The organism is Brachybacterium fresconis, from assembly GCF_017876515.1.
Lineage (GTDB): Bacteria > Actinomycetota > Actinomycetes > Actinomycetales > Dermabacteraceae > Brachybacterium > Brachybacterium fresconis.
Genome location: NZ_JAGIOC010000001.1, coordinates 1,403,880 through 1,425,475, shown reverse-complemented (window position 1 = coordinate 1,425,475; position 21,596 = coordinate 1,403,880). Strand labels below are relative to the sequence as shown.

The window sequence follows — 21,596 nt, the reverse complement described above, 5'->3', positions numbered from 1 at the left end:
GGCCCCTTCGGCCTCGGGATGGCGGCCCTCGCCGAACCCCTCGACGACGTCGACGCGGTCTTCCTCGATCAGGCCGAGCAGTTCCGCTGGCACCCCGGCATGATGCTCGAGACGGCCACCCTGCAGGTCCCGTTCCTCGCGGACCTGGTCACCCTCGCCGACCCCACCTCGCCCTACTCCTTCCTCGCCTTCCTCAAGGCCACGGGGCGGCTCTACCCCTTCTACATCCGCGAGTCGTTCTACCCGCTGCGGACCGAGTACGAGGCCTACTGCCGCTGGGTCGCCGAGCAGCTGGACTGCCTGCGCTGGCGACGCCGCGTGGTCTCCGTCGAGCCTGCCGTCGACCCAGCCGTCGACCCGAACGTCGACCCAGCCGTCGACCCAGCCGTCGATCCGACCATCGACCCAGCCGTCGACCCGAACGTCGATCCGGCCGTCGACCCAGTCGTCCATCCGACCATCGACCCAGCCGTCGAGGGTCGCAGCGGTGGCGGAACGTCCGGCCGTGAGCACTTCGCGGTGACGGCGGAGATCCTCGACGCCGACGGCGACGTCATCGGCCACGAGGTCCACCGCGGCCGGCACCTGGCGCTCGGCGTCGGCACACGGCCGAGCCTGCCGCCCGCCCTGGCAGGCCTCGCCGAGAGCACGGCCGCGGACCCGACGGCCGGGCCCATGATCCACAGCGCCGATTACCTCGAGCATCGTCGACAGCTGCTGGCCGGCGGGGCGATCACCATCGTCGGCAGCGGCCAGTCGGCCGCCGAGATCTACCGTGACCTGCTCGAGGAGGCCTGCGCTCGGGGGATCCGGCTGGACTGGATCACACGGTCGCCACGGTTCTTCCCGATGGAGTACACCAAGCTCACCCTGGAGATGACCTCCCCGGAGTACACCGACCACCATCGCAGCCTGCCCGAGGAGCAGCGCGATGAGCTGGGCCGCAGCCAGCGCGCCCTCCATCAGGGCATCAGCGGCGACCTGATCGACGACATCCACGAGACTCTCTACCGCCTCAGCCAGGGCGGACAGGAGCTGCCGACGACGCTGCTGAGCGACGTCGCCGTGACCTCCGCCCGGCGGGATCCGGCCACCGGGGCGAGCGTCCTCGGGCTCCGCCATGCTCGGCTCGGCACCGAGCGCGAGCACCGCACCGGCGCCGTCGTGGCGGCGACCGGCTACCGCGCCGGATTGCCGGACTTCCTGGGCCCGCTCGCGGATCGGATCCGCCTCGACCGCGCCGGGCGGCTCGATGCCCGCCGCGACTACACCGTCGACGATGCCGAGCGCCTCCACGTGCTGGGCACCGAGATCCACACCCACGGCGTCACCGCCCCCGACCTCGGCTTCGGGCCCTGGCGGGCCAGCGTCGTCCTCGCCGCGATCACCGGGCGCGAGCCCTATCCGATCGAGCGTCGCATCGCCTTCCAGAGCTTCGGACTGCCACCCCAGCAGACCTCCTCGGCCGGAGCATCCGCGTGACCGCCCGACCCCGTCCGGGCTCCGTCGGACGGGCACCACTCGGACCGACCGCCACCGGGCAGGCGTCCGCCGATCCATCGACCACCAGGAGTTCCTCCATGCCCAGCCTCACCCTCGAGCCCGCCGATCCGGCCCGCGACGCCGCCGCCGTCCACCGCTGGCTGATCCATCCTCGTGCCCGCTCCTGGAATCTGCTGGAGAGCACCGAGGGCGAGATCCGCGCCCATCTCGCCGCGCTCGCCGAGGATCCCCGCCAGGACGCCTGGCTGGGGCGCGCCGACGGCCACCCGGCGTTCTACGTCGAGACCTACCACCCCGAGCTGCTGCTGGATCCGACGCAGTTCGCGACGCGGACCGGTGATCTGGGCATGCATCTGCTCATCGCACCGCCCGAGGGCGAGGGAATCCGCGGCTTCACCGCCGCCGTCATGGCCGAGACCGTCTCCTTCTGCCAGCGCGAGGGCGACGGACGCGGCGCGCTGCGGGTCATCGTCGAGCCCGACGCATCCCACACACCGATCCTGCGCAAGAATGCCGCGGCCGGCTTCCGCACCCTGCGGGAGATCGACCTGACCGCCGACGGGCACACCAAGCGCGCCGCCCTCAGCGTCTGCACCCGCGAGGACTTCGCCCTCAGCACTCTCGGTGCCGGGCCGGGCGCAGCGACCGGTGCGGTCTCCGAGGACGCCTCGTCGGCCGGTGCCCTCGGCGCACCGGGGCGGCCCGCAGCCCCCTGGGCCCACCTCGCGGCCGAGCACGGCGCCGCCGCGCACCGCCACCTCGTCGCCAAGGCGCTCGCCGAGTTCTCCCACGAGCGCCTGCTCCGTCCCGAGCCGACCGGCGAGGACACCTGGCAGCTGACCGCCGGCCCTTCGTGCTACACCTTCCGGGCCCAGGTGCTGCCCCTGGAGCACTGGCTGCTCGAGCAGGACACCCTCGAGCGCACCGTCGACGGGGCGCCCCGGCCGCTGGACGTCCAGGAGCTGGTGCTGGAGCTGCAGGAGAGGCTCGGCCTGCCCGAGGACCTGGTCTCCACCTATCTCGAGGAGCTCGCCTCGACCTTCGCCGCCCGCACCGCCATCGCCGAGCAGGCCCGTCGCGGCCTGCGACCGACCACCGCCGAGCTGCTGGACGCGGACCTGCAGACCGTCGAGGCGGCGATGACCGAGGGCCACCCCGGCTTCCTCGCCAACAACGGCCGCATCGGCTACTCCCTGGCGGACTATCGCGCCTATGCTCCCGAATGCGGGCGCACCACCCGCCTGATCTGGGTCGCCGCGCGCCGTGAGCACAGCCACCTGTCACTGGGGGAGGGCATGGGCGAGACCGCCCATCTCGAGCTCGCGCTGAGCCCCGAGGAACGGGACGCCTTCGCGGAGCGACTCGTCGGCCGCGGCCTCGACCCCGCCGACTACCACCTGCTGCCCCTGCACCCGTGGCAGGCCGAGCACCGGGTGCCCATCACCTTCGCCCCGGACGTGGCCCGCGGTGACCTGGTGGTGCTCGGCCCGGGCGGGGACGAGCACCAGCCCCAGCAGTCCCTGCGCACCTTCTTCAACCGCACCCGCCCCGGCGCCCCTTACGTCAAGACCGCCCTGGCCATCCAGAACATGGGCTTCCTGCGCGGGCTGTCCCCGCACTACATGCGCGAGACCCCGGCCGTGAACGACTGGCTCCAGAGCGTCGTCGCCGGCGATGCCGAGTTCGCCGCTCGCGGCTTCTCCCTGCTGCGGGAGCGATCGGCCCTCGGCTACACGGGCGACGTCTACCACCGCACCGCCGTGAGCAATCCCCATCGCAAGATGCTCGCGGCGCTGTGGCGCGAGAACCCGCTGCCGCTGCTGACTGACGGCGAGCAGGCCGTGACGATGGCCGCGCTGCTGCACCGCGACCACGACGGCACCGCCTTCGCCACCGCCTCGATCCGTGCCTCGGGACTCGAGGTCCGCACCTGGCTGACCGGTTACCTGCAGGCCTATCTCCGCCCCCTCGTGCACCTCCTGCTCGCGCACGACGTCGTCGTCATGCCCCACGGTGAGAACCTCATCCTGCGGATGCGGGGCCATGCGGTGGTCGGCGCCTTCCTCAAGGACATCGGCGAGGAGATGGCCGTGGTGGGCGGACGCTCGCTGCCGGCGGACATCGAGCGGGTCCGGGCCCGCGTCGGCGGGGACGATAAGGCGCTGTCGATCTTCACCGACGTCTTCGACGGCGTGCTGCGGCACCTCAGCGGCATCCTCGCGGCCGACGGGGTGATGTCGGCGAAGGCCTTCTGGCAGGTCGTCGCGGAAGTCCTGGAGAGCTACGAGGCCGAACACCCCGACACCGCGCGGGGGTCGGGCGGGGACGTCGACCTGCGCGCCGGCAGCTTCGCGCACTCCTGCCTGAACCGGCTGCAGCTGCGCAACACCCTGGCGATGGTCGATCTGGGCGACCAGGCCTCCTCGCTGCTGTACGCGGGGCGGATGGACAACCCCGTCGCCCGGGGAGTCTGAGCGGTGCGGGCCGGCGGGGTCAGATCCCGTCGGCCCCCTGGGCCCCGTCGCCCCGCACGCGATGGCGGCCGATGGGAACCATCAGCGGCAGCCCGGAGACGGGATCGGGGATCACCCGGGAGCTCAGCCCGAACACCTCGTGCACGCGCTCCTCGGTGAGCACCTCCGACGGGGGCCCGCTCGCCCGCACCGCGCCGCCGGCGATCATGACCAGCTGATCGCTGTACCGAGCGGCCAGGTTCAGGTCGTGCAGCACCATCACGATGGTGATGCCGCGGGAACGGTTCAGATCCGTGAGCAGGTCGAGCACCTCGACCTGATGGCTGACGTCCAAGAAGGTGGTCGGCTCGTCGAGCAGCAGCAGATCGGTGTCCTGGGCCAGCGCCATCGCGATCCACACCCGCTGGCGCTGCCCGCCCGAGAGCTCATCGACGGGACGATCGGCGAGGTCCGCGGTGCGCGTGGTGTCCAGGGCAGCGGCGACCGCCTCATCATCGGACGTCGACCAGCGGCTCAGAATCCCCTGATGCGGGTGCCGGCCGCGACCGACGAGGTCCGCGACGGTGATGCCCTCCGGCGTGAGCGGGGACTGGGGGAGCAGCCCCAGCAGGCGGGCGAGCTTCTTGGCGGGCATCCGGTGCACCTGCTGGCCGTCCAGCAGCACCTGGCCGTGGCGCGGGGTGAGCAGGCGCGACATGGAGCGCAGCAGGGTCGATTTCCCGCAGGCGTTGGCGCCGACGATCGCCGTGACCCGCCCCGGCAGCAGTTCGAGGTCGAGACCGTCGATGACGGTGCGGTCGGCGTAGCCGACGCTGAGCGATGCGGCGGTCAGGGTATGGCTGGTGGTCACAGGGAGCTCCCTCGACGGTTCACACGGATGATGAGGTAGATCAGGTACGGGGCGCCGAGCACGCCGGTGACGACGCCGACGGGATAGCGGGTGCCGGTGGCGTACTGGCCCACCAGATCCGCGACCAGCACGAGCAGGCCGCCCACGAGAGCCGCCGGCACCAGCGGCGAGCTGCCGGGACCGACCAGACGGGCGGCGATCGGGCCGGACAGGAACGCCACGAAGGCGATCGGCCCGCAGGCCGCGGTGGCGAAGGAGATCAGGCCGACGGCGGCGATCACCACCAGCAGCCGCGTGCGGTCCACCCGTACACCGAGCGCGCGGGCGGCGTCGTCCCCGAGCTGACCGATCCGCAGCTCCCGGGACCTCGACAGCAGCAGCGGCCCGAGGACGACCAGCGCCCCGAGCACCGGCCACACCTGATCGGCGGAGGTGTTGTTCAGGCTACCGGTCAGCCAGCGCAGCGCTTCGGTCAGGTCCCACTGCCCGGCCGTGGAGAGCACCCAGTCGGTCACGCTCTGCAGCATCGCGGCGATGCCGATGCCCACCAGGATCAGCCGGGTCCCGGCCGAGGTGCCCCGGCGGGACAGCAGGAAGATCACGCCCGCGACCGCCAGCCCGGCGAGGATCGCGACCAGGGAGACGGTGGTCCCGGACAGTCCGAGCACCACGATCGCGAATGCCGCCGCGGCGCTCGCCCCGGAGGAGATCCCGATGATGTCGGGGCTGGCCAGCGGATTGCGCAGCATGGTCTGGAAGGTGACCCCGCCCAGGCCGAAGCACGCCCCGGCGAGCAGGCCGAGCACGGCGCGGGGCAGGCGCAGGCTGCCCACCGTGAAGCTCGCCCCGGGCACCTCCTGGCCCGCGAGCACCCGCAGCACGTCCTGCGGCGGGTAGAACGTCCGCCCCACCATCAGCGACAGACAGAGCACGGCCACGATCGCCAGGGCGAGCAGGGAGATCGCGAGCGCGGTTCGGGCGCCGCGCCGACGCCGACCCGCCCGCACCCGCTCGAGGGTCGCGCTGGTCGCGCTGGTCGGGGTGGTCGGGGTGGCGGTGACGCCGCGGGCGCGGTCCCCGTCGGCGGTGGCGGTGCGGGCGCGGTCCCCGTCGGCGGTGACGGCGCGGGCGCGGTCCCCGTCGGCCGCGTCGCGCACGTCCTGATCCGTCGTCGGGCTCACAGGCTCACCAGCTTCTGCCGACGCACGATGGCGATGAAGAACGGGGCGCCGATCAGCGCGGTGACGATGCCGACGTCGAGCTCCGCGGGCCGCGAGACGACCCGGCCCAGCACGTCGGCCGCGGTCAGCAGCATCGCCCCGACCACCGCGCTGAAGGGCAGCAGCCAGCGATGATCCACACCGATCAGCAGTCGGCAGGCGTGCGGGACCACGAGGCCGACGAAGCCGATCGGGCCGGTCACGGCGGTCGCAGCGCCGCACAGCACCACCGCGCCGAGCGCCGCGACGGCGCGGGTGAGGGCCACGCGCTCGCCGAGCCCGGCGGCGAGCTCATCGCCCAGAGCCAGCGTGTTCATCCCGCGCGAGCACAGCAGCGACAGGACGAACCCGGCGAGCAGGAACGGTGCGACCTGCTGCAGCGAGGCGTAGGTCCCGCCGCCCACGCCGCCGATCTGCCAGGAGCGCACGCTGTCGCCGATGTCGGAGCGCGGCAGCACGACCGCGCTGATGAACGAGGTCAGCGCCGCCCCGGTCGCAGCACCCGCCAGGGCCAGCTTCAAGGGGGTCGCCCCGCCCTGACCGAGGGACCCCAGCACGTACACGAGCGCGGCGGTGGCGGCCGCCCCGAGGATCGCCACCCAGATGAACGTCGAGGCAGCGGCGAGCCCGAAGTGGGCGATGCCGATCACCACGGCGAGGGAGGCCCCGGTGTTGATGCCGAGGATCCCCGGATCCGCGAGGGGATTGCGGGTCACGCCCTGCATGACGGCCCCGGAGACGCCCAGTGCGGCGCCCGCGAGGGCGGCGAGCAGCGTACGGGGGATGCGCTTGGCGACCGCGGCGGCGCCGAAGCCGTCCGTCGACCCTCCGATCGCGGCGAGGACGTCCTGCGCCCCGACGTCGCGGGCCCCGATCGTCACCGAGGCCACCGCGACGGCGAGGAGCACGGTCACGGTGAGCAGCAGCCACAGGGAACGCGTCCGGGTCGACCGCCGCAGCGTGGCGGCGGTCGTCCCGGGCGGGGAGCCGATTCTCGTGGTCATCGAGGTGCGGGTGACGCGATCAGGCGGAGGCCGACGCCGCGCGGTCCAGCTCGGCCAGGTAGTCCTCGAGGATGTACGGGATCGCCAGCGGGGTGGGGTTCGCGGCAGTGCCCAGCGGGCTGTTGCTGGGAAGGTTCACCACCGCGCCGCGTGAGACCGCAGGCATCTGGGACAGCAGCGGGTCGGCCTCGAGCGCCGCCAGCAGGGACTCGTCGCCGTAGGTCACGATGATCTCCACGTCGCTGAAGACGTCGGCGTTCTCGGCGCTGACGGTCGAGGAGAACTCCTCGGTCTCCTCGGAGGCCGCGACCACGCTCGGGGCGATGGCCATGCCGAGGTCCTCGAAGAACATCGTCCGGGTGTCATGGGCGGTGTAGAAGCTGACCTCGGAGAGGTCGGTGGTGTCCACGTGGGTCAGGAACATGACGTTCTTGCCGGTGATCGCCGGATGTGCTGCGACGGCCTCCTCGATCTGCGCCTCGAGGTCCGTGACCAGCTGATCACCCTCGGACGCCCTGCCCATCCCGGTGGCGTTGACCGTGATCATCTCGCGCCAGGGCGTGCCCCAGGCGATCTCGGGGTAGGGCACCGTCGGTGCGATCTGGGTGAGGGTGTCGCAGTCCTCCTGGGTGAGCCCGGAGTACGCCGCGAGGATCACCTCGGGCGCGGTGTCCGCCACCCCTTCGAAGTCGATGCCGTCGGTCTCGTCGAACAGCACCGGCGTCTCCGCGCCGAGCTCCTCGAGCGCCTCCTGGACCCAGGGCAGCAGACCGTTGCTGTCGTCATCGCCGAAATTTGCCGCGGCCATGCCGGCAGGGACCACCCCGAGGGCCAGCGGGACCTCGTGATTGGCCCAGGCGACCGTCGTGACCACCTCGGGGACAGCCGGGATCGTGGTGGTGCCGAAGGCGTGCTCGATGGTGATCTCGGTGCCGTCCGCGGAGGTGCCGCCGCCCGGATCGCCCCCGCCGTCCGAGCCGCCGGTCCCGGACGCGCCCCCGGAGGAGCAGCCGGCCAGCGCGGCGGCGAGGGCGAGGGAGGAGCCGGCGAACACACGGCGGGAGATCTGTGGCATCGGGGGCCTTTCGGTGGTGCGCGCGGACGCGCGTCAGGACGGGCCCGGCACGACGGGGTCGAGGTCCACACGCCCGGGTCAGCATTTAGGTTAGCCTCACCAAAGTTACGGGGTGTCCGTCCTGAGCGCAAGACGGGGTCAGACACCGACCCCCGCGAAGGCACCGCGGAAACGGGTGGCCGGGTGCTCCGTCGGCAGTCGGTCGTGGCCGGTGAGCTGGCGGCGCATCGTGCCGCTGCGCTCCGGGAGCCGCCCGCGGCGGCGGAGGATCGGTGAGATCAGCTCGGCGAAGTCCCGGACCGTGTCGAAGGAGTGGTATTGGCGCAGATTGATCCCGTCGATCCCGTCGACGTCGAGCCAGTGCTCGATCGCGTCGGCCACGGCCTCCGGCGTCCCGGCCACGAAGAAGCGGTCGTGCCAGGCCTCGTCGACGGCGGCCAGCAGGTCCCCGACCGTCTCCTGGGTGCCACGGCGACCCACCGGGGTGTCGGCCGGCAGTCCCTCGACCTCGAGCGCCTCTGCGATGGTCCGCTCCCGCGGGTGCTCGAGAGCACGGATCGGCACCGACTGGTGGACGAGCAGTCCCTCGGTGGAGCGGTGGGCGTGATACTGCGCGAGCTTCTCGTCGACCTCCTGCTGGGTCCGCCCCGTGATCACGGCGGCCTGGACGATGAACTTCGGCTCCTGCGGGTCGCGCCCCGCCTCCTCCGCCGCGGCCCGCACCGCCGGTGCGGTCTTCTCCAGCAGAGGGCCGTGGGTGAATACGAGCTCTGCGTTCTGCCCTGCCCGCACCGCTCCCGCCGGAGAGGCGGTGGCGAGGATCAAGGTGGGGGTGCGCTGGGGCGAGGGCTCGGAGAGATGGGGTCCGGCGACGGAGAAGTTCGCGCCCGCATGGTCGATGCGGTGGACCTTGGTCGGATCGCTGTACAGGTTCCCCTCGACGTCCCGCACCACGGCGTCCTCGTCCCAGGAGCCCTCCCACAGCTTGTAGAGGACCTCGAGGTACTCGTCGGCGATCTCGTAGCGGCGGTCGTGCTCGATCTCCTCGGCCAGGCCGAAGTTGCGCGCGGCGTTGGGGAGGTAGGAGGTGACGATGTTCCAGCCCACGCGGCCCCCGGTGAGATGGTCCAGGGTGGACATGCGGCGGGCGAAGGCGAAGGGCGGCTCGTAGCTGGTGGAGAAGGTGATCCCGAAGGAGAGCCGTTCGGTGACGGCGGCCATCGCCGGAACCACGAGCATGGGGTCGTTGTTGGGGATCTGCAGCCCTTCGCGCAGCGCGGCCTCGGCCGACCCGCCGTACGTGTCGTAGGCACCGACGACGTCGGCGAGGAAGATCGCGGTGAAGCCGCCGTCCTCCGCCAGGCGCGCGAGCTCGGTCCAGTAGCTCACGTCGGTGTAGCGGTGCCGGTTGTTCCCCGGCAGGCGCCAGAGGCCGTGGGTGATGTGCCCGACGCAGTTCATCTCGAAGAGGTTCAGGATCAGTGGCTTGGGGCTCATGAGGCTCCGATCGTGGGGGAGGGGCGGACCCCTGCACGATGTGTCGTCGGGGCCCGGGTGCGCATCCGGCGTGAACCCCGATGACGGCCGAAGAACCGTCGGGCCCGACGCCGACGCACTCGTTCGCGCCCCGTCATAAAACTTTGGCCAGCCCCAAGCTGTACTTAGAGTTCTCGGCGATCGTTCCATGACAAGCACGGGAAGAACCCGACGACCCGACGAGAACCAGGAGGTCCATCGTGCGTCGACGACATCTGCTCGCCGCGATCGGCGTCGCCGGTGCGAGCACCGGCCTCGCCGCCTGCGGGCCGCCCGCCCCGTCCGCGACCCTTCCCACCGGAACGAGGTCGGGAGGGGAGCTGGTGTACGCCACGGATCGCGAGCCGACCTGTCTCGACCCGCACAACAGCGGAGACATGCCGCAGACGTACATCGCACGGCAGTACCTCGACTCCCTGGTCTCGATGCAGGAGGACGGCACGGTGGTGCCCTGGCTCGCCGAGTCCTGGGAGATCTCCTCGGACGGCCTCATCTACGACTTCACGCTGAAGGAGGGCGTCGAGTTCACGGACGGGGAGTCGCTGGACGCGCAGGCCGTGGTCGCCAACGTCGAGCAGATCATGGACCCCGCGACGCAGTCCTCGACCGCCCTGCTCTACCTCTCGCCGTACTTCGAGTCCGCCGAGGCGATCTCGGAGCACATCGTGCGTCTGACCCTGAAGCGCCCGTACTCACCGCTGCTGACGGTGCTCTCCCAGGCCTTCTTCGGGATCGAGTCCCCGGCGGCGATGGCACGAGGCCTGGAGGAGAACTGCCTCGCGCCGGTCGGGACCGGGCCGTTCATCGTCACCGAGTGGAAGCGCAACCGCGAGGTCGTGATGATCCGCAACGAGAACTACACCTCGGCGCCCGCTGATGCGAAGCACCAGGGACCCGCCTATCTCGAGAAGGTGACCTGGCGGTTCCTCCCGGACAACACGGCCCGCTTCGGGGCGCTGCAGTCCGGCAGAGCACACGCGATCTTCAACCTGCCGCCCGAGTCGGTCCCGGCCGCCCGGGCCGACGACACCATCGACACCGAGGACTTCATCCACTCGGGGGTCCCGTTCGCCCTCGACCTCAACACGACCGACCCGGCGCTCGACGACCTCCGGGTGCGCCGCGCGATCGTGCACGCCTCCGACGCGCGGGGGATCGTCGCCAGCGCCTACGCGGGCGTCTTCCCCTACGAGGGCAATGCCGTCTCCTCGGGGACCCCGGCGTACGACGAACGATTCCATGAGCCCTTCCCCTATGACCCCGGGCGGGCGAACGACCTCCTGGACGAGGCGGGCTGGACCGGGCGCGATGCCGAGGGGTACCGCATGAAGGAGGGCAGGACCCTCGCCCTCCGTCTGCCCTACGCCTCGGATCCGGGGGAGACCCCGCCGGCGGACCTCACCATCTATCAGAACTTCCAGGCCATGGAGAAGCGCGTGGGGGTGAAGATCGAGCTGCTCCCCTCCGACGCCGCCACGATGACCGCGATGAAGAGCGACCCGACGCGGTACGACATCCAGGGGCGCTACTGGAACAGTCCGACGCCGAACGTCATGTACATCAAGTTCTCGCAGGAGACGCTGGAGCTCGGCAACGGCCAGAACGTGTCCCAGGACTACGACGAGGAGCTCGACGAGACGCTGCTCGCCGCCGCGGCCACCACCGATGCCGAGGAGCAGGTGGCGCTCTACTCGCGGGCGCAGGAACTTCTCGTCGCCCGGACCTGGCACGTCCCGCTCTACCCGATCCAGACGCGCCTCGCCGTCCGCTCCGATCTGGTCCGCGACATCTGGATCGAACCGAGCGAGGGCGAACCCGTCCTCCACGACGCCTACCTGGTCCGAGGAGGGCGCTGAGATGGCCACCGCTGCCGCTGATCCGTCGGTCTCCGACCCGCCTGCCGCTGACTCGTCTGCCGCCCAGAGCTCCGTCCGCTCCGGGCCCCGGGTCCCCCCGGTGCTCCGCCGCCTCGCCGCGCAGGTGGGATCCTCGCTCCTGCTGCTGTGGGCGGTCGCCACGATCGTGTTCTTCCTCCAGCACCTGGTCCCCGGGGACCCTGCCCTCGCGATCCTCGGCGGTGCCTCGGCGAATCCGCCCGAGGCGACGGTCCAGGCGGTCCGGGAGCAGTACGGCTTCGACGACCCCCTCCTCGTGCAGTACGCCGCGTTCCTGGGCGGTCTGGTCCAGCTCGACCTCGGCGAGTCCTACACCATGAAGGAACCCGTCCTCGACGTCATCGGCGCGCAGATCCTGCCGACCCTGCAGCTCACGGCTGCGGCGCTGGTCGTCGCCTGGGTGCTCGCGCTCGCCTCGACGCTGATCACGGCTGGTCGCCCCGGGGCCATCGGCCGGATCGGATCGGCCCTCGAGGTCGTCCTGGCCGCACTGCCGCCCTTCTGGCTGGGAGTGCTGCTCCTGGTCGTCTTCGCCGTCGTGCTGGGCTGGCTGCCGGTCGTCGACGGGGGACCGCTGGGCATGATCCTGCCCTCGCTGACCCTCGGCATACCGCTCGGCGGCTTCCTCGCGCAGGTCACCCGCGACGAGTTCGAGGCGGCACAGCGTCAACCCTTCGTGCTCTCGGCCCTCTCCCGCGGCGCGGGGCCCGGGGACGTGCGATGGCGTCATGTGCTGCGCCATGCGGCGCTGCCCGGCATCGCCCTGTCGGGATGGGGGCTGGGCTCCCTCATCTCCGGAGCGGTCGTGGTCGAGGTGATCTTCTCCCGCCAAGGGATCGGACAGGTGCTGGTCGCGGCCGTGACCGCCCAGGACCTCCCCCTGGTCGTCGGCGTCACTCTCGTGGTGGCCCTCGTCTATGTCGTCGCCAACGTCCTCACGGATCTCGCCTATGTCGCGGTCGACCCCCGACTGCGCAGCTCGATCGGAGCCACCTCATGACCGTCCTGGCACCTGCTCCCGAGGCCCCCGCGCTCGAGGAGGGCGCGCGCCCCGTACGGCGCCTCCGACGCCACCCCGCTCTGGGAGGTCCTGGTGTCTGGGCGGCAGGTGCCGTCGTCGCGCTGGTCCTCCTCGCGGCGCTGCTGCCCGATCTGCTCGCTCCGCAGGACCCGCTCGAGATCAGCCTGTCGGAGAGCTTCGACGCCCCCAGCATCCAGCACGTCTTCGGCACCGACCAGTCGGGGCGCGACGTGTTCAGCAGGGTCATCCACGGCGCCGGCCAGTCGCTGGCCATCGGACTGGGTGCTACCGCGATCGGCCTGGTCGGGGCGCTCGTGCTCGGTCTCGTCGGGGGCCTCGCGGGGCGGTTCGCCGACGCCACCGTCACCCGGGTGATCGAGGTGCTGTACGCCTTCCCCGGGATCCTGCTGGCGATGATCCTCATCGCCGTCTACGGCAACAGCGCCCTGACCCAGATGGTCGCGGTCGGCGTCGCGACGATGCCGGGGTACGCGCGCATGGTCCGCGGCCAGGTGCTCGCTGTGCGTGGCTCGCTGTACGTCGAGGCCGCCCGCGCCCTCGGTCATCCGCCGGCCCGGATCCTGCTGCGCACCCTCCTGCCGAACGCCTTCCGGCCGCTGACCGTCCTGATCACGCTGGGCATCGGCCAAGCGATCGTCTGGGCCGCGGCGCTCGGCTTCCTCGGCATGGGGGTCCAGCCGCCCACGGCGGAATGGGGAGCGATGCTCAACGCGGGACGCACCTACATCCAGCAGGCATGGTGGATGGACTTCTTCCCCGGCATCACGATCGTCCTGTTCACCCTCTCGCTCACCGTGCTCGGCCGGCACCTGCAGCGCATCAACGATTCCGGGATCCTCCGATGAGCGCGCCGATAAACGTCGAGAACCTCTCGGTCGCCTTCGATGGGACCCAGGTCGTCCAGGACGTGTCCTTCTCGGTCCGGGCCGGAAGCTGCCTGGGGATCGTGGGCGAATCCGGCTCCGGAAAGTCCGTCACCGCGCGCTCCCTGCTGGGTCTGAACGGCGACCGCGCCCAGGTCACCGCGACGACGCTCGAAGCCGGGGCGGACCTCCTCACGTGCTCGGCGGCCGAGCTCCGGCGCCTGCGGGGGAGCAGGATCGGGTACGTCCTCCAGGACGCGCTCGTCTCCCTCGACCCGTTGCGGACCGTCGGGGCGGAGATCGCGGAACCGCTGCGTATCCACGGCGTTCCGCGTGCGGACCGGTGGCCCCGAACGCTCGAGCTGCTCGAGGCGGCAGGGGTGCCCGAGCCGGAGCTGCGCGCTCGGCAGCTGCCGGGCGCGCTCTCCGGGGGCCTGCGGCAGAGGGCGCTGATCGCCGCCGCCCTCGCCCTCGGGCCCGAGATCCTCATCGCCGACGAGCCCACCACGGCGCTCGACGTCACCGTGCAGACGCAGATCCTCGCGCTGCTCGAGAAGAGCCTCGGGGACGGACGGGCCGTCGTCCTGATCAGCCATGACCTGGCCGTGGTGGAGCGGCTGGCCGACCAGGTGCTGGTCATGAACGACGGCCGCGTCGTCGAGCAGGGCCCCACCAGCGAGGTCCTCACCCGGCCGCGCGAGGACTACACGAAGCGGCTGATCGCCGCGGTCCCCTCGGCGCACTCGCGCGGGAGGCGGCTCTCCGACGCCCCGCCGACCCGGATCGAGGTTCGCCGGGACGAGCGGCAGCTCCCGGCCGGGCCGGCCCTCGCGCTCGAGGGGGTCTCCAAGCAGTTCCGCGGGCCCGACGGCCGGGGACGCACCGTGGTCGACGACGTCTCCTTCGAGCTGCGGGCCGGGGAGACGCTGGGCATCGTCGGTGCCTCGGGCTCGGGCAAGTCGACCCTCGCCCGCATCGCGCTCGCGCTGACCGATCCGACCTCCGGCCGTGTCCTGCTGGGGCAACGGCCGTGGTCCGGGCTGCCCGAGAGGCGGCGTCGCGAGCGACGACGGCGCATCGGCGTCGTGCACCAGGACCCGCTGGGATCCTTCGACCCCCGCTGGACCGTCGGCCGCACGATCGCCGATGCGGTGCCCGCCGCGACGAGTCGAGCCGAACGGGTCGCCCGGGTCGACGAGCTGCTCGTCGCCGTCGGACTCGAGCCGCAGCATGCCGTCCGCCATCCGCTCACCCTGTCAGGAGGACAGCGCCAGCGCGTCTCCATCGCCCGCGCCCTTGCGCCCGGTCCCGAGATCCTCGTCCTCGACGAGCCGGTCTCCGCCCTCGACGTCTCGATCCAGGCACAGGTCCTCGACCTCCTCGCGGACCTGCAGGACGCGCTGGGCACCGCCTACCTGTTCATCTCCCACGACCTCGGCGTCGTCCACCACCTCAGCGACCGGGTGCTGGTGATGCAGGGCGGCCGGATCGTGGAGTCCGGCACGGCCGACGAGGTGTTCTTCGCCCCCGAGCACGACTACACGCGCGAGCTCGTCGCCGCGCTGCCCCGACCCGATCTGGAGGAGATCGCATGACCACCACCGAGACACACACCGCGACCGCGCCCCTCGACAGCCCGGACGTCGGCCCGATCGACAGCGAGTACACCGAGCTGCGGGAGAGGTTCGCTCCGGTCCTCGCCACGATCGTGCAGGGAGCCGCCGAGCGGGACCGGGAGCGACGACTCCCGCACGCGGAGGTGAGGGCGCTCGCCGCGGCGGGATTCACCGCCGTCACCGTGCCGAGGGCACAGGGTGGAGCAGGGGCGGGCACCGAGACCCTGTTCCGCCTGCTTCTCGACCTGGGCGAGGCGGACTCCAACCTGCCCCAGCTGCTGCGGGCGCATTTCGCGTTCGTGCAGGACATTCTGATCGGCGCGGAGACGAGGGAGGCGGAATCCTGGCTGTCCGTGATCGCGGACGGGGCCGTGGTCGGCAACGCCAGTCACGAGCGCAGCACCGCCACGGTCGGGGACCTCCGCACGACAGTGACCCCGGACGGAGAGGCCTACAGACTCTCCGGCGAGAAGCACTACTCCACGGGATCGATCTTCGCCGACTGGATCAATGTCTCGGCGAGGACTCCCGACGGGCGGCGAGCCCGGGTCACGGTCGCGTCCGACGACCCGGGCGTGGATCTGCGCGACGACTGGGACGGTTTCGGCCAGACCCTCACCGGCAGCGGATCGACGCTCTTCGACCGCGTCGCGGTCCCGGCCTCCCGGGTGCGCGTTCTCGAGGGGCGCGGGGACGGGGCCGCGACGACGCAGACCGCGTTCCTCCAGCTCGTCCTGCTCTCCTCCCTCGTGGGGGCGGGGCGCGCTGCGCTCCGGGACGCGATCGGGTTCGTGCGTTCCCGCACTCGTGTCTACTCGCAGGGCAGCGGGGCGAGCGCCGCGACGGACCCGTTGATCCAGCAGGTGGTGGGGACGCTGTCCGCCGATGTCGCCTCCGCGCAGGACTCGGTCCTCGCAGCCGCCCGTGCGCTCGCCGCAGCACAGGACGCCGCCGGAGGTGCCCGGGCGCAGGAACTCACCGACGCGGCGGAGCTGCGCACCGTCCAAGCACAGATCACGACGGTCCGAGATATCCTTCGCGTCACGACGGAGCTGTTCGACGTGGGCGGAGCCTCCGCCACCTCGCGCGGTCGGGGTCTGGACCGGCACTGGCGCAACGTCCGGACCTTGGCCTCGCACAACCCGGTGATCTACCAGCAACGGGCGATCGGGGACCGTCTCGTCAACGGCACCGACCTGCTGTACTTCTGGTCCACCGGAGAGAAGAAGCCGGAGACGGAGCGCGACGGCTGACCCCCGCCGCGAACGCACGCCCCGCTGTGCGCGGGCCCGCGGGCCGTGCGGGGCGTGCAGGGACGCGCCTGGTCACTCGCCCTCGGAGGTCGGCCGGGAGACGGGGACGTCTGCCCCTGCGGCGACCTCTCGCCAGGTTCCCGCGAGAGTCTCGACGGTGGCGTGCGCGTTCAGCCCGCTCGGCTGCGGCACCACCCAGAGCGTCACGCCCTGCGGCCAGTGCGGGATCGTCTGCGGGTCCTGGATTCCCAGCCGTGCTCTCCGGTCGCCGAACGCTGTGCGGAAGGCCGTGATCCCGGCGATCGCGACCGCTGTCGGCCGCAGGGCTGCGGCGCGCCGCGCCAGCTCCTCGCCGCCGGCCCGCAGCTCGGCGGTGCTCAGCTCGTCGGCCCGGGCGGTCGCGCGGCCGACAAGGTTCGTGATCCCGATCCCGCGCTCGCGAAGATCCTCCTCATCGTCCTCCTCGAGGCCGCTCGCGGCGTCGACCAGTCGCGTCGTGAGGCCGGCGCGGTGCAGGGACGGCCAGAACCGGTTGCCGGGGCGGGCGAAGGGCGCGTTGACGGCGGCGGTCCACAGGCCCGGGTTGATGCCGACGATGAGCAGGCGCAGCACCTGGCCGCGTGCGGGATCGGGCAGGACGTCCACGAGCGCGTCCTGCGGCGAGGCGGCGAAGGCGGCCAGATCAGCTCGGGTCGGCCTGCGACCTGCCAGGGGAGAGGTGCGTGGAGTGCTCATGCGGGCAGGGCGATGCTCCTGCGGGCAGTCGTGCCCACGGGGGCAGTCGTCCTCCCGGGGACAGCTGTGCTCGCGCGGGCATCGGGCGGGTCGATCATGCGTCGATTCTTTCGCGTCGTCCCTCGCATCATCACAGCATCCTCCCGACGACTCTTCCTGCCCGCCATCTCCTGCCCACTATCGCAGGCCGCGACGCTGGGTGGATCGGCTCCGAGGGCGCACCGGGGTGCGTCCGCAACTGCCCGCAGGGCGACCCCGGGGCGGACGGCGTAAACAGCGGGGGAGTGACGTCGGCGCGCTCGTTCCTGCCGACGAGCGTGCTGGCGGAGTGCTGACGGCCTGAGGGCGGTGTGGAGCCGCGGGCGCGCGGGGTCCTGGAGCTGTTTCGTCGGGGGTCGGGAGTGATTGTGCGTCCTCCACAATCTCGGTTTGTCCACATTCGTGATCGGTGTCTTGACAGGGGTGGGGCAGTGCTGTTCTGCGGTCGGAGAGGCGGACCCGGGGCGACGGTGGAGGCGCTTGTGGCCTGAATTGAGGATCCGCTGGTGGCAGCACTGGCGAGCATCCCTCGAGTCGGACGTAAAGATCCTCGACCTTCCTCCCCAGAGGGTAGTTATCCACATTCTCGGGCGATCTTCGAGAAATTGTGTGGTGACTCTTCAGTAAGTCGAACAGTCATGCGATACTGGATGGCATGGATGACGAGTTCGAGGGTGCGGAGACCGCGGGAGCAGGTGATGGCTCCACCGGTGGCCCCGCCGAGCCCTCCACCGGTGGACCCGCCGGACCCTCCACCGGCGGAACCGCCGGGCCCTCGACCGGTGATCGCGCCGCGTCCTCGGCGGGTGGTCCGGCTGAGCCCGCGGCGGGTGGTCGCGCCGAGTCCGCGGCGGGTGGTTGCGGGGTGGAGATCACGGCCGGTGAGGGTGGGGTCGTGGTCGGGGGTGTGGAGCTGTCTGCGGTGATCGGGCCGCTCGCGGAGCTGGGCGCGCGGGGGTCTTCCTCGCTGGAGGGGCTCTCTGCGGTCGAGACGATCGGGGTGCTGACGGGGTTGGGGGAACTGTCCTCGGCGATGGCGGCGGTCCAGGCCCGGGCGCTGGTGCATCTGGAAGCAGCGGCGAAGGACGACGCGCTGGCGCGGGGCGAGAGGGGCCGGGCGGCGGTGAAGACCGCACGGTCGGAGGCGTCGTTCGCGTTGAAGGCGTCGCCGGCCGCGGCGGGACAGACGATGTCCAGCTCCCGGCGCCTGGTCGCCTCGATGCCGGCAATGGTCGCGGCCCTGTCACGGGGACAGGCCTCGCCGGCAGCCGCGCACCGGGTGGGAAAGGTCCTCGCCTCGGCCGGCCCGGCGCTGCGCAGCCGGGTCGATGAGGTCCTCACCGAGCGTCTGGCCGAGCTGGAGGGGTGCGGGGTCGAGGAGTGGGCCGGTGAGGCCGAGAAGGTCCTGCACGCCCTGGACCCCGACGGGGCGGCGGGCCGGCACCTGCGCGCTCGTCAGCAGCGTGGGGTCACGATGCGTCGGGCGGAGGACGGGATGTCCACCCTGACCGCGCGGGTCGGCGCGATGGACGCGGCCCGGATCCGCAAACGACTGTCGCTGGGGGCGGAGAAAGCCCGAGCCGGTGGGGACCGGCGCGGTCACCAGCAGATCATGGCTGATCAGTTCGTCGATGTGCTGCTGGGCCGTGGCGCCCGCGACGGGGACGGGAGCGCAGGGGGGACGACGATGGAGATCGGGGTGATCATCACCGACCGGTCGCTGCTGGCCCCGGCCCACGCTGATGCGGCGGTGATCGAGGGCGTCGGCTCGGTGCCCTATGAGCACGTGCGGGAGGAGATGCTGCAGGCCATCACCGCGGCCGGGGAGAACAATCCGCAGCTGAAGCTGGCGCTGCGGAACCTGTATATCGATCCCGAGGACGGGCAGCTGGTCGCGGTCCAGTCCCGCTCCCGCGCGTTCCCGCCCGCCCTGTCGCGGTTTCTGCGGTGGTCTCACCTCACCTGCCGGGCACCGTACTGTGACGCGCCGATCCGGCAGATCGACCACATCACCCCGCACTCCCGCGGTGGGGCGACGTCGCGGGACAACGGCAACAGTCTGTGCGCGGCAGACAACCAGAAGGAAGAAGCCGGCGTCACCGCCCGGGTGATCACCGACGCGCACGGCCGGCGGGCCAGTGTGGAGTGGACGACGCGGTATGGGCAAAAAGCCCGCCGGGCGGGCCACAACTTCGACCCGGTCGGTACCGCCCGCCACCGCCTGGCCCGACACCCCGACCCCGCCGACCCCGCCGACCCCGCCGACCCCGCCGACCCCGCCGACCCGGCCGACCCCGCCAACCCAAGCGAGCCCGCCGGCCCCGCCGGCCCTGCGCGGACACGGTGGACTCCCTGGGTGGTCGAGGGCATGCACGGACCGGTCCCAGCCAGGACCGGGCCCACGGCCATGCTGGAGAAAGCCCTGGACCGTGTCGGACGATCCACGGCCACCACCCACCGCCCCCACCTCGCCGCGAACAGCTGGCCCGGATACCGCCACCACCAGCCCAACGACCGCACCGACTTCATCCTCACCACCGACCACACCCCACCCCGACGACCCTGAGGGGCCGCCCCGGCGGTCGTGCGGTGCTCCGAACTCCCCGCTACCGTGAAGAGATGAAGCTGCGCATCGCCCCCGGAGACCTCACCGAGACCGCCGTCGACGCCGTCGTCAACGCCGCCAACTCGTCCCTGCTCGGCGGCGGCGGCGTGGACGGCGCCATCCATCGCCGCGGCGGGCCGGAGATCCTCGCCGCGTGCCGTCGACTGCGCGAGACCTCCCTGCCCGAGGGGCTCCCCGCAGGACAGGCGGTCGCGACCACGGCGGGGAAGCTCCCGGCCCGCTGGGTGATCCACACCGTCGGCCCCGTGCACTCCACGCGTGAGGACCGCTCCCGGACCCTGGCCTCGTGCTATTGCGAGGCACTGCGCGTCGCCGAGGAGATCGGTGCCCGCAGCGTCGCCTTCCCCACGATCTCCGCCGGTGTCTACGGCTGGCCGATGGACGACGCCGCCCGCATCGCCGTCGAGACCGTCCGGGATGTCTCCGCCCAGCAGAAGACCGGGACGTCGGGCATCGACGAGGTCGTGTTCGTCCCGTTCGGCACCGACGCCGAGAACGCCTTCCGAGCACAGCTGAGCGACTGAACGCCGGAGCGACTGGTCCCCGGAACGTCAGCCCCGCGTGCCTCGCCGGGCCCGCGCGTACTCTGACACCATGCGCACAGGTGAGGCAGGTCGACTGCATGTCATCGCGGGCCCCATGTTCGCCGGCAAGACCGAAGAGCTGCTGCGGCGCGTCCACCGCGCACGCCTGGCGGGCCTCCAGGTCGAGGTCGTGGGCCACCGGCTCGACGACCGGGGCGGCCCGGAGCGCCTCAGCACCCACATCGGCCGCACCGTGCCCGCGCGCATGCTCGAGACCGCCGACGCGGTGCTCGAGGTGCTGGAGGGGAGGGCCCCCGACCTGGTCGCGATCGACGAGGCGCAGTTCTTCGGCCCCCGGATCATCCCGGTGATCGAGCAGCTGCTCACGGCCGGGATCCAGGTCGAGGTGGCCGGGCTCTGCGTCACCTACGACGGCGGTCCGTTCGAACCGGTCCCGAGCCTGATGGCGCAGGCGGAGGAGGTCGTGAAGCTGACCGCCGTGTGCAGCGTCTGCGGCGCGGACGCCGCCTTCCACATCCGTCTGCTCGCCGATGGCGGGGACGCGCTGCGGGCCACGGCCGAACAGATCGGCGGCAGCGAGTCCTACCAGGCGCGCTGCCGGGCGCACCGGCTCACGGACCGCCCTGATCGACCGTCCTGACGGTCGCCGGCACGAGTTCCAGCAGTGGATCAGGCGATGGGGTTCGACCCCGGTTCCACGAGCTCCATGAGGTCCAGGTCCCACTGCCCGTCGATGCGGCGCACGTAGAAGCGGAGGTCGACGGATTCGGACTGGCCGTCGGCGGAGTAGGACTCGGTCACCTCGAAGATCGCATACCCCTGCCGGTTGGTGCGCTCGGTGACCTCGTAGTCCACTGCGGAGACTCCCGCGATGTTGTCGTCGAAGATCGAGCAGGAGGTCAGTCCGGTCGCCTCCTGGAACTCGTCCGTGGTCGACTCCATGAACAGCTCGCAATCGGCGTCCTGCAACGAGGTGTAGAAGTCGTCGACGGTCTGCTCCGGATCGCCGCGATCGAGGATCTTCCAACCGATGAACACCGCGAAGGCCGCGACCACGAGCAGACCGATCAGAGCGATGCCGCCGACCACGAGCCAGTGCCAGGTGGGTCGCCGGGGGCGGCTGGGCGGCGGAGTCATCGGCCCGTCGTGCGGTGCCTGGGCGTAGGCCATAGTGTCTCCCCTGAAGGTCCTCGAGTGCACGGCAAGTATCCCGCACCTCTGGCCCGGATGCGTGCCTCCCCGATGGGGAGGACTCCCCATCGCGCAGTCAGAGGATCCCGGCATCCCTCCGGTCCCGACCTTCGCCGCGCCGGGAGGGAC

General features: G+C 71.8%; 17 protein-coding genes. 10 read left to right on the top strand and 7 right to left on the bottom strand.

All coding sequences use genetic code 11. The features are described from left to right. The first annotated feature begins 18 nt into the window (after window positions 1–18). Together JOF44_RS06460 and JOF44_RS06455 are read left to right on the top strand one after the other, a co-directional pair. A complete protein-coding gene (locus JOF44_RS06460; protein ID WP_245349262.1) occupies window positions 19–1,482 on the top strand; it encodes a lysine N(6)-hydroxylase/L-ornithine N(5)-oxygenase family protein in 1,464 nt (487 codons plus the stop codon). A 98-nt stretch (window positions 1,483–1,580) separates the two neighbouring features. Continuing rightward, on the top strand, window positions 1,581–3,977 hold the full coding sequence (locus JOF44_RS06455; protein ID WP_209888778.1) for a GNAT family N-acetyltransferase: 2,397 nt from the start codon (window positions 1,581–1,583) through the stop codon (window positions 3,975–3,977). A gap of 19 nt (window positions 3,978–3,996) precedes the next feature. Here the strand turns inward: JOF44_RS06455 and JOF44_RS06450 are convergent, their stop codons facing one another. From JOF44_RS06450 to JOF44_RS06430, 5 genes are all read right to left on the bottom strand, one after another. Beyond that, complete coding sequence (locus tag JOF44_RS06450; protein WP_209888775.1) at window positions 3,997–4,827, bottom strand: ABC transporter ATP-binding protein; 831 nt, start codon at window positions 4,825–4,827, stop codon at window positions 3,997–3,999. Further along, window positions 4,824–5,834, bottom strand: coding sequence for a FecCD family ABC transporter permease (locus JOF44_RS06445; protein ID WP_209895738.1), 1,011 nt, complete (start codon window positions 5,832–5,834; stop codon window positions 4,824–4,826). The genes JOF44_RS06450 and JOF44_RS06445 overlap by 4 nt, the downstream gene beginning before the upstream one ends. 170 nt (window positions 5,835–6,004) lie before the next feature. Then, on the bottom strand, window positions 6,005–7,051 hold the full coding sequence (locus JOF44_RS06440) for a FecCD family ABC transporter permease (protein WP_209888772.1): 1,047 nt from the start codon (window positions 7,049–7,051) through the stop codon (window positions 6,005–6,007). Between the two features lie 19 nt (window positions 7,052–7,070). Further along, window positions 7,071–8,126 carry an ABC transporter substrate-binding protein gene (locus JOF44_RS06435; RefSeq protein ID WP_209888769.1) on the bottom strand — a complete coding sequence of 352 codons (1,056 nt, stop codon included), beginning with the start codon at window positions 8,124–8,126 and terminating at the stop codon, window positions 7,071–7,073. 138 nt (window positions 8,127–8,264) lie between these two features. Beyond that, the gene (locus tag JOF44_RS06430) at window positions 8,265–9,623 is read right to left on the bottom strand and encodes an NtaA/DmoA family FMN-dependent monooxygenase (RefSeq protein WP_209888766.1); all 1,359 of its coding nucleotides are present in this window, start codon (window positions 9,621–9,623) and stop codon (window positions 8,265–8,267) included. A 239-nt stretch (window positions 9,624–9,862) separates the two neighbouring features. On the opposite strand from JOF44_RS06430, the gene JOF44_RS06425 reads away from it, so the two are divergent. From JOF44_RS06425 to JOF44_RS06405, 5 genes are read left to right on the top strand one after another with little or no spacing between them, the layout of a single operon-like run. After that, the gene (locus JOF44_RS06425; RefSeq protein ID WP_342591686.1) at window positions 9,863–11,518 is read left to right on the top strand and encodes an ABC transporter substrate-binding protein; all 1,656 of its coding nucleotides are present in this window, start codon (window positions 9,863–9,865) and stop codon (window positions 11,516–11,518) included. A 1-nt stretch (window position 11,519) separates the two neighbouring features. Then, the gene (locus JOF44_RS06420; protein ID WP_209888763.1) at window positions 11,520–12,557 is read left to right on the top strand and encodes an ABC transporter permease; all 1,038 of its coding nucleotides are present in this window, start codon (window positions 11,520–11,522) and stop codon (window positions 12,555–12,557) included. Then, the gene (locus JOF44_RS06415; protein WP_209888760.1) at window positions 12,554–13,444 is read left to right on the top strand and encodes an ABC transporter permease; all 891 of its coding nucleotides are present in this window, start codon (window positions 12,554–12,556) and stop codon (window positions 13,442–13,444) included. Before JOF44_RS06420 ends, JOF44_RS06415 begins: the two co-directional genes overlap by 4 nt. After that, complete coding sequence (locus JOF44_RS06410) at window positions 13,441–15,057, top strand: dipeptide ABC transporter ATP-binding protein (protein ID WP_209888757.1); 1,617 nt, start codon at window positions 13,441–13,443, stop codon at window positions 15,055–15,057. The genes JOF44_RS06415 and JOF44_RS06410 overlap by 4 nt, the downstream gene beginning before the upstream one ends. Then, a complete protein-coding gene (locus JOF44_RS06405; protein WP_209888753.1) occupies window positions 15,054–16,331 on the top strand; it encodes an acyl-CoA dehydrogenase family protein in 1,278 nt (425 codons plus the stop codon). The genes JOF44_RS06410 and JOF44_RS06405 overlap by 4 nt, the downstream gene beginning before the upstream one ends. Window positions 16,332–16,403: 72 nt before the next feature. Here JOF44_RS06405 and JOF44_RS06400 read toward each other — a convergent pair whose 3' ends face one another. After that, entirely contained in the window at window positions 16,404–17,066 is a 663-nt protein-coding gene (locus tag JOF44_RS06400; protein WP_209888750.1) for a mismatch-specific DNA-glycosylase, read from the bottom strand. Between the two features lie 694 nt (window positions 17,067–17,760). Between JOF44_RS06400 and JOF44_RS06395 the strand changes: the two genes are divergently transcribed. The 3 genes from JOF44_RS06395 to JOF44_RS06385 all read left to right on the top strand — a co-directional run bounded on the left by JOF44_RS06395 (window position 17,761) and on the right by JOF44_RS06385 (window position 20,916). Next, window positions 17,761–19,671: a DUF222 domain-containing protein gene (locus tag JOF44_RS06395; protein WP_245348876.1), complete on the top strand. Its 1,911-nt coding sequence runs from the start codon at window positions 17,761–17,763 to the stop codon at window positions 19,669–19,671. A 53-nt stretch (window positions 19,672–19,724) separates the two neighbouring features. Further along, window positions 19,725–20,255: an O-acetyl-ADP-ribose deacetylase gene (locus JOF44_RS06390; RefSeq protein WP_209888747.1), complete on the top strand. Its 531-nt coding sequence runs from the start codon at window positions 19,725–19,727 to the stop codon at window positions 20,253–20,255. Between the two features lie 70 nt (window positions 20,256–20,325). Next, the gene (locus tag JOF44_RS06385; protein WP_209888744.1) at window positions 20,326–20,916 is read left to right on the top strand and encodes a thymidine kinase; all 591 of its coding nucleotides are present in this window, start codon (window positions 20,326–20,328) and stop codon (window positions 20,914–20,916) included. Between the two features lie 29 nt (window positions 20,917–20,945). Here the strand turns inward: JOF44_RS06385 and JOF44_RS06380 are convergent, their stop codons facing one another. Beyond that, window positions 20,946–21,446, bottom strand: a complete 501-nt coding sequence (locus JOF44_RS06380; protein WP_209888741.1) for a hypothetical protein — start codon at window positions 21,444–21,446, stop codon at window positions 20,946–20,948. Between the last annotated feature and the right edge of the window lie 150 nt (window positions 21,447–21,596).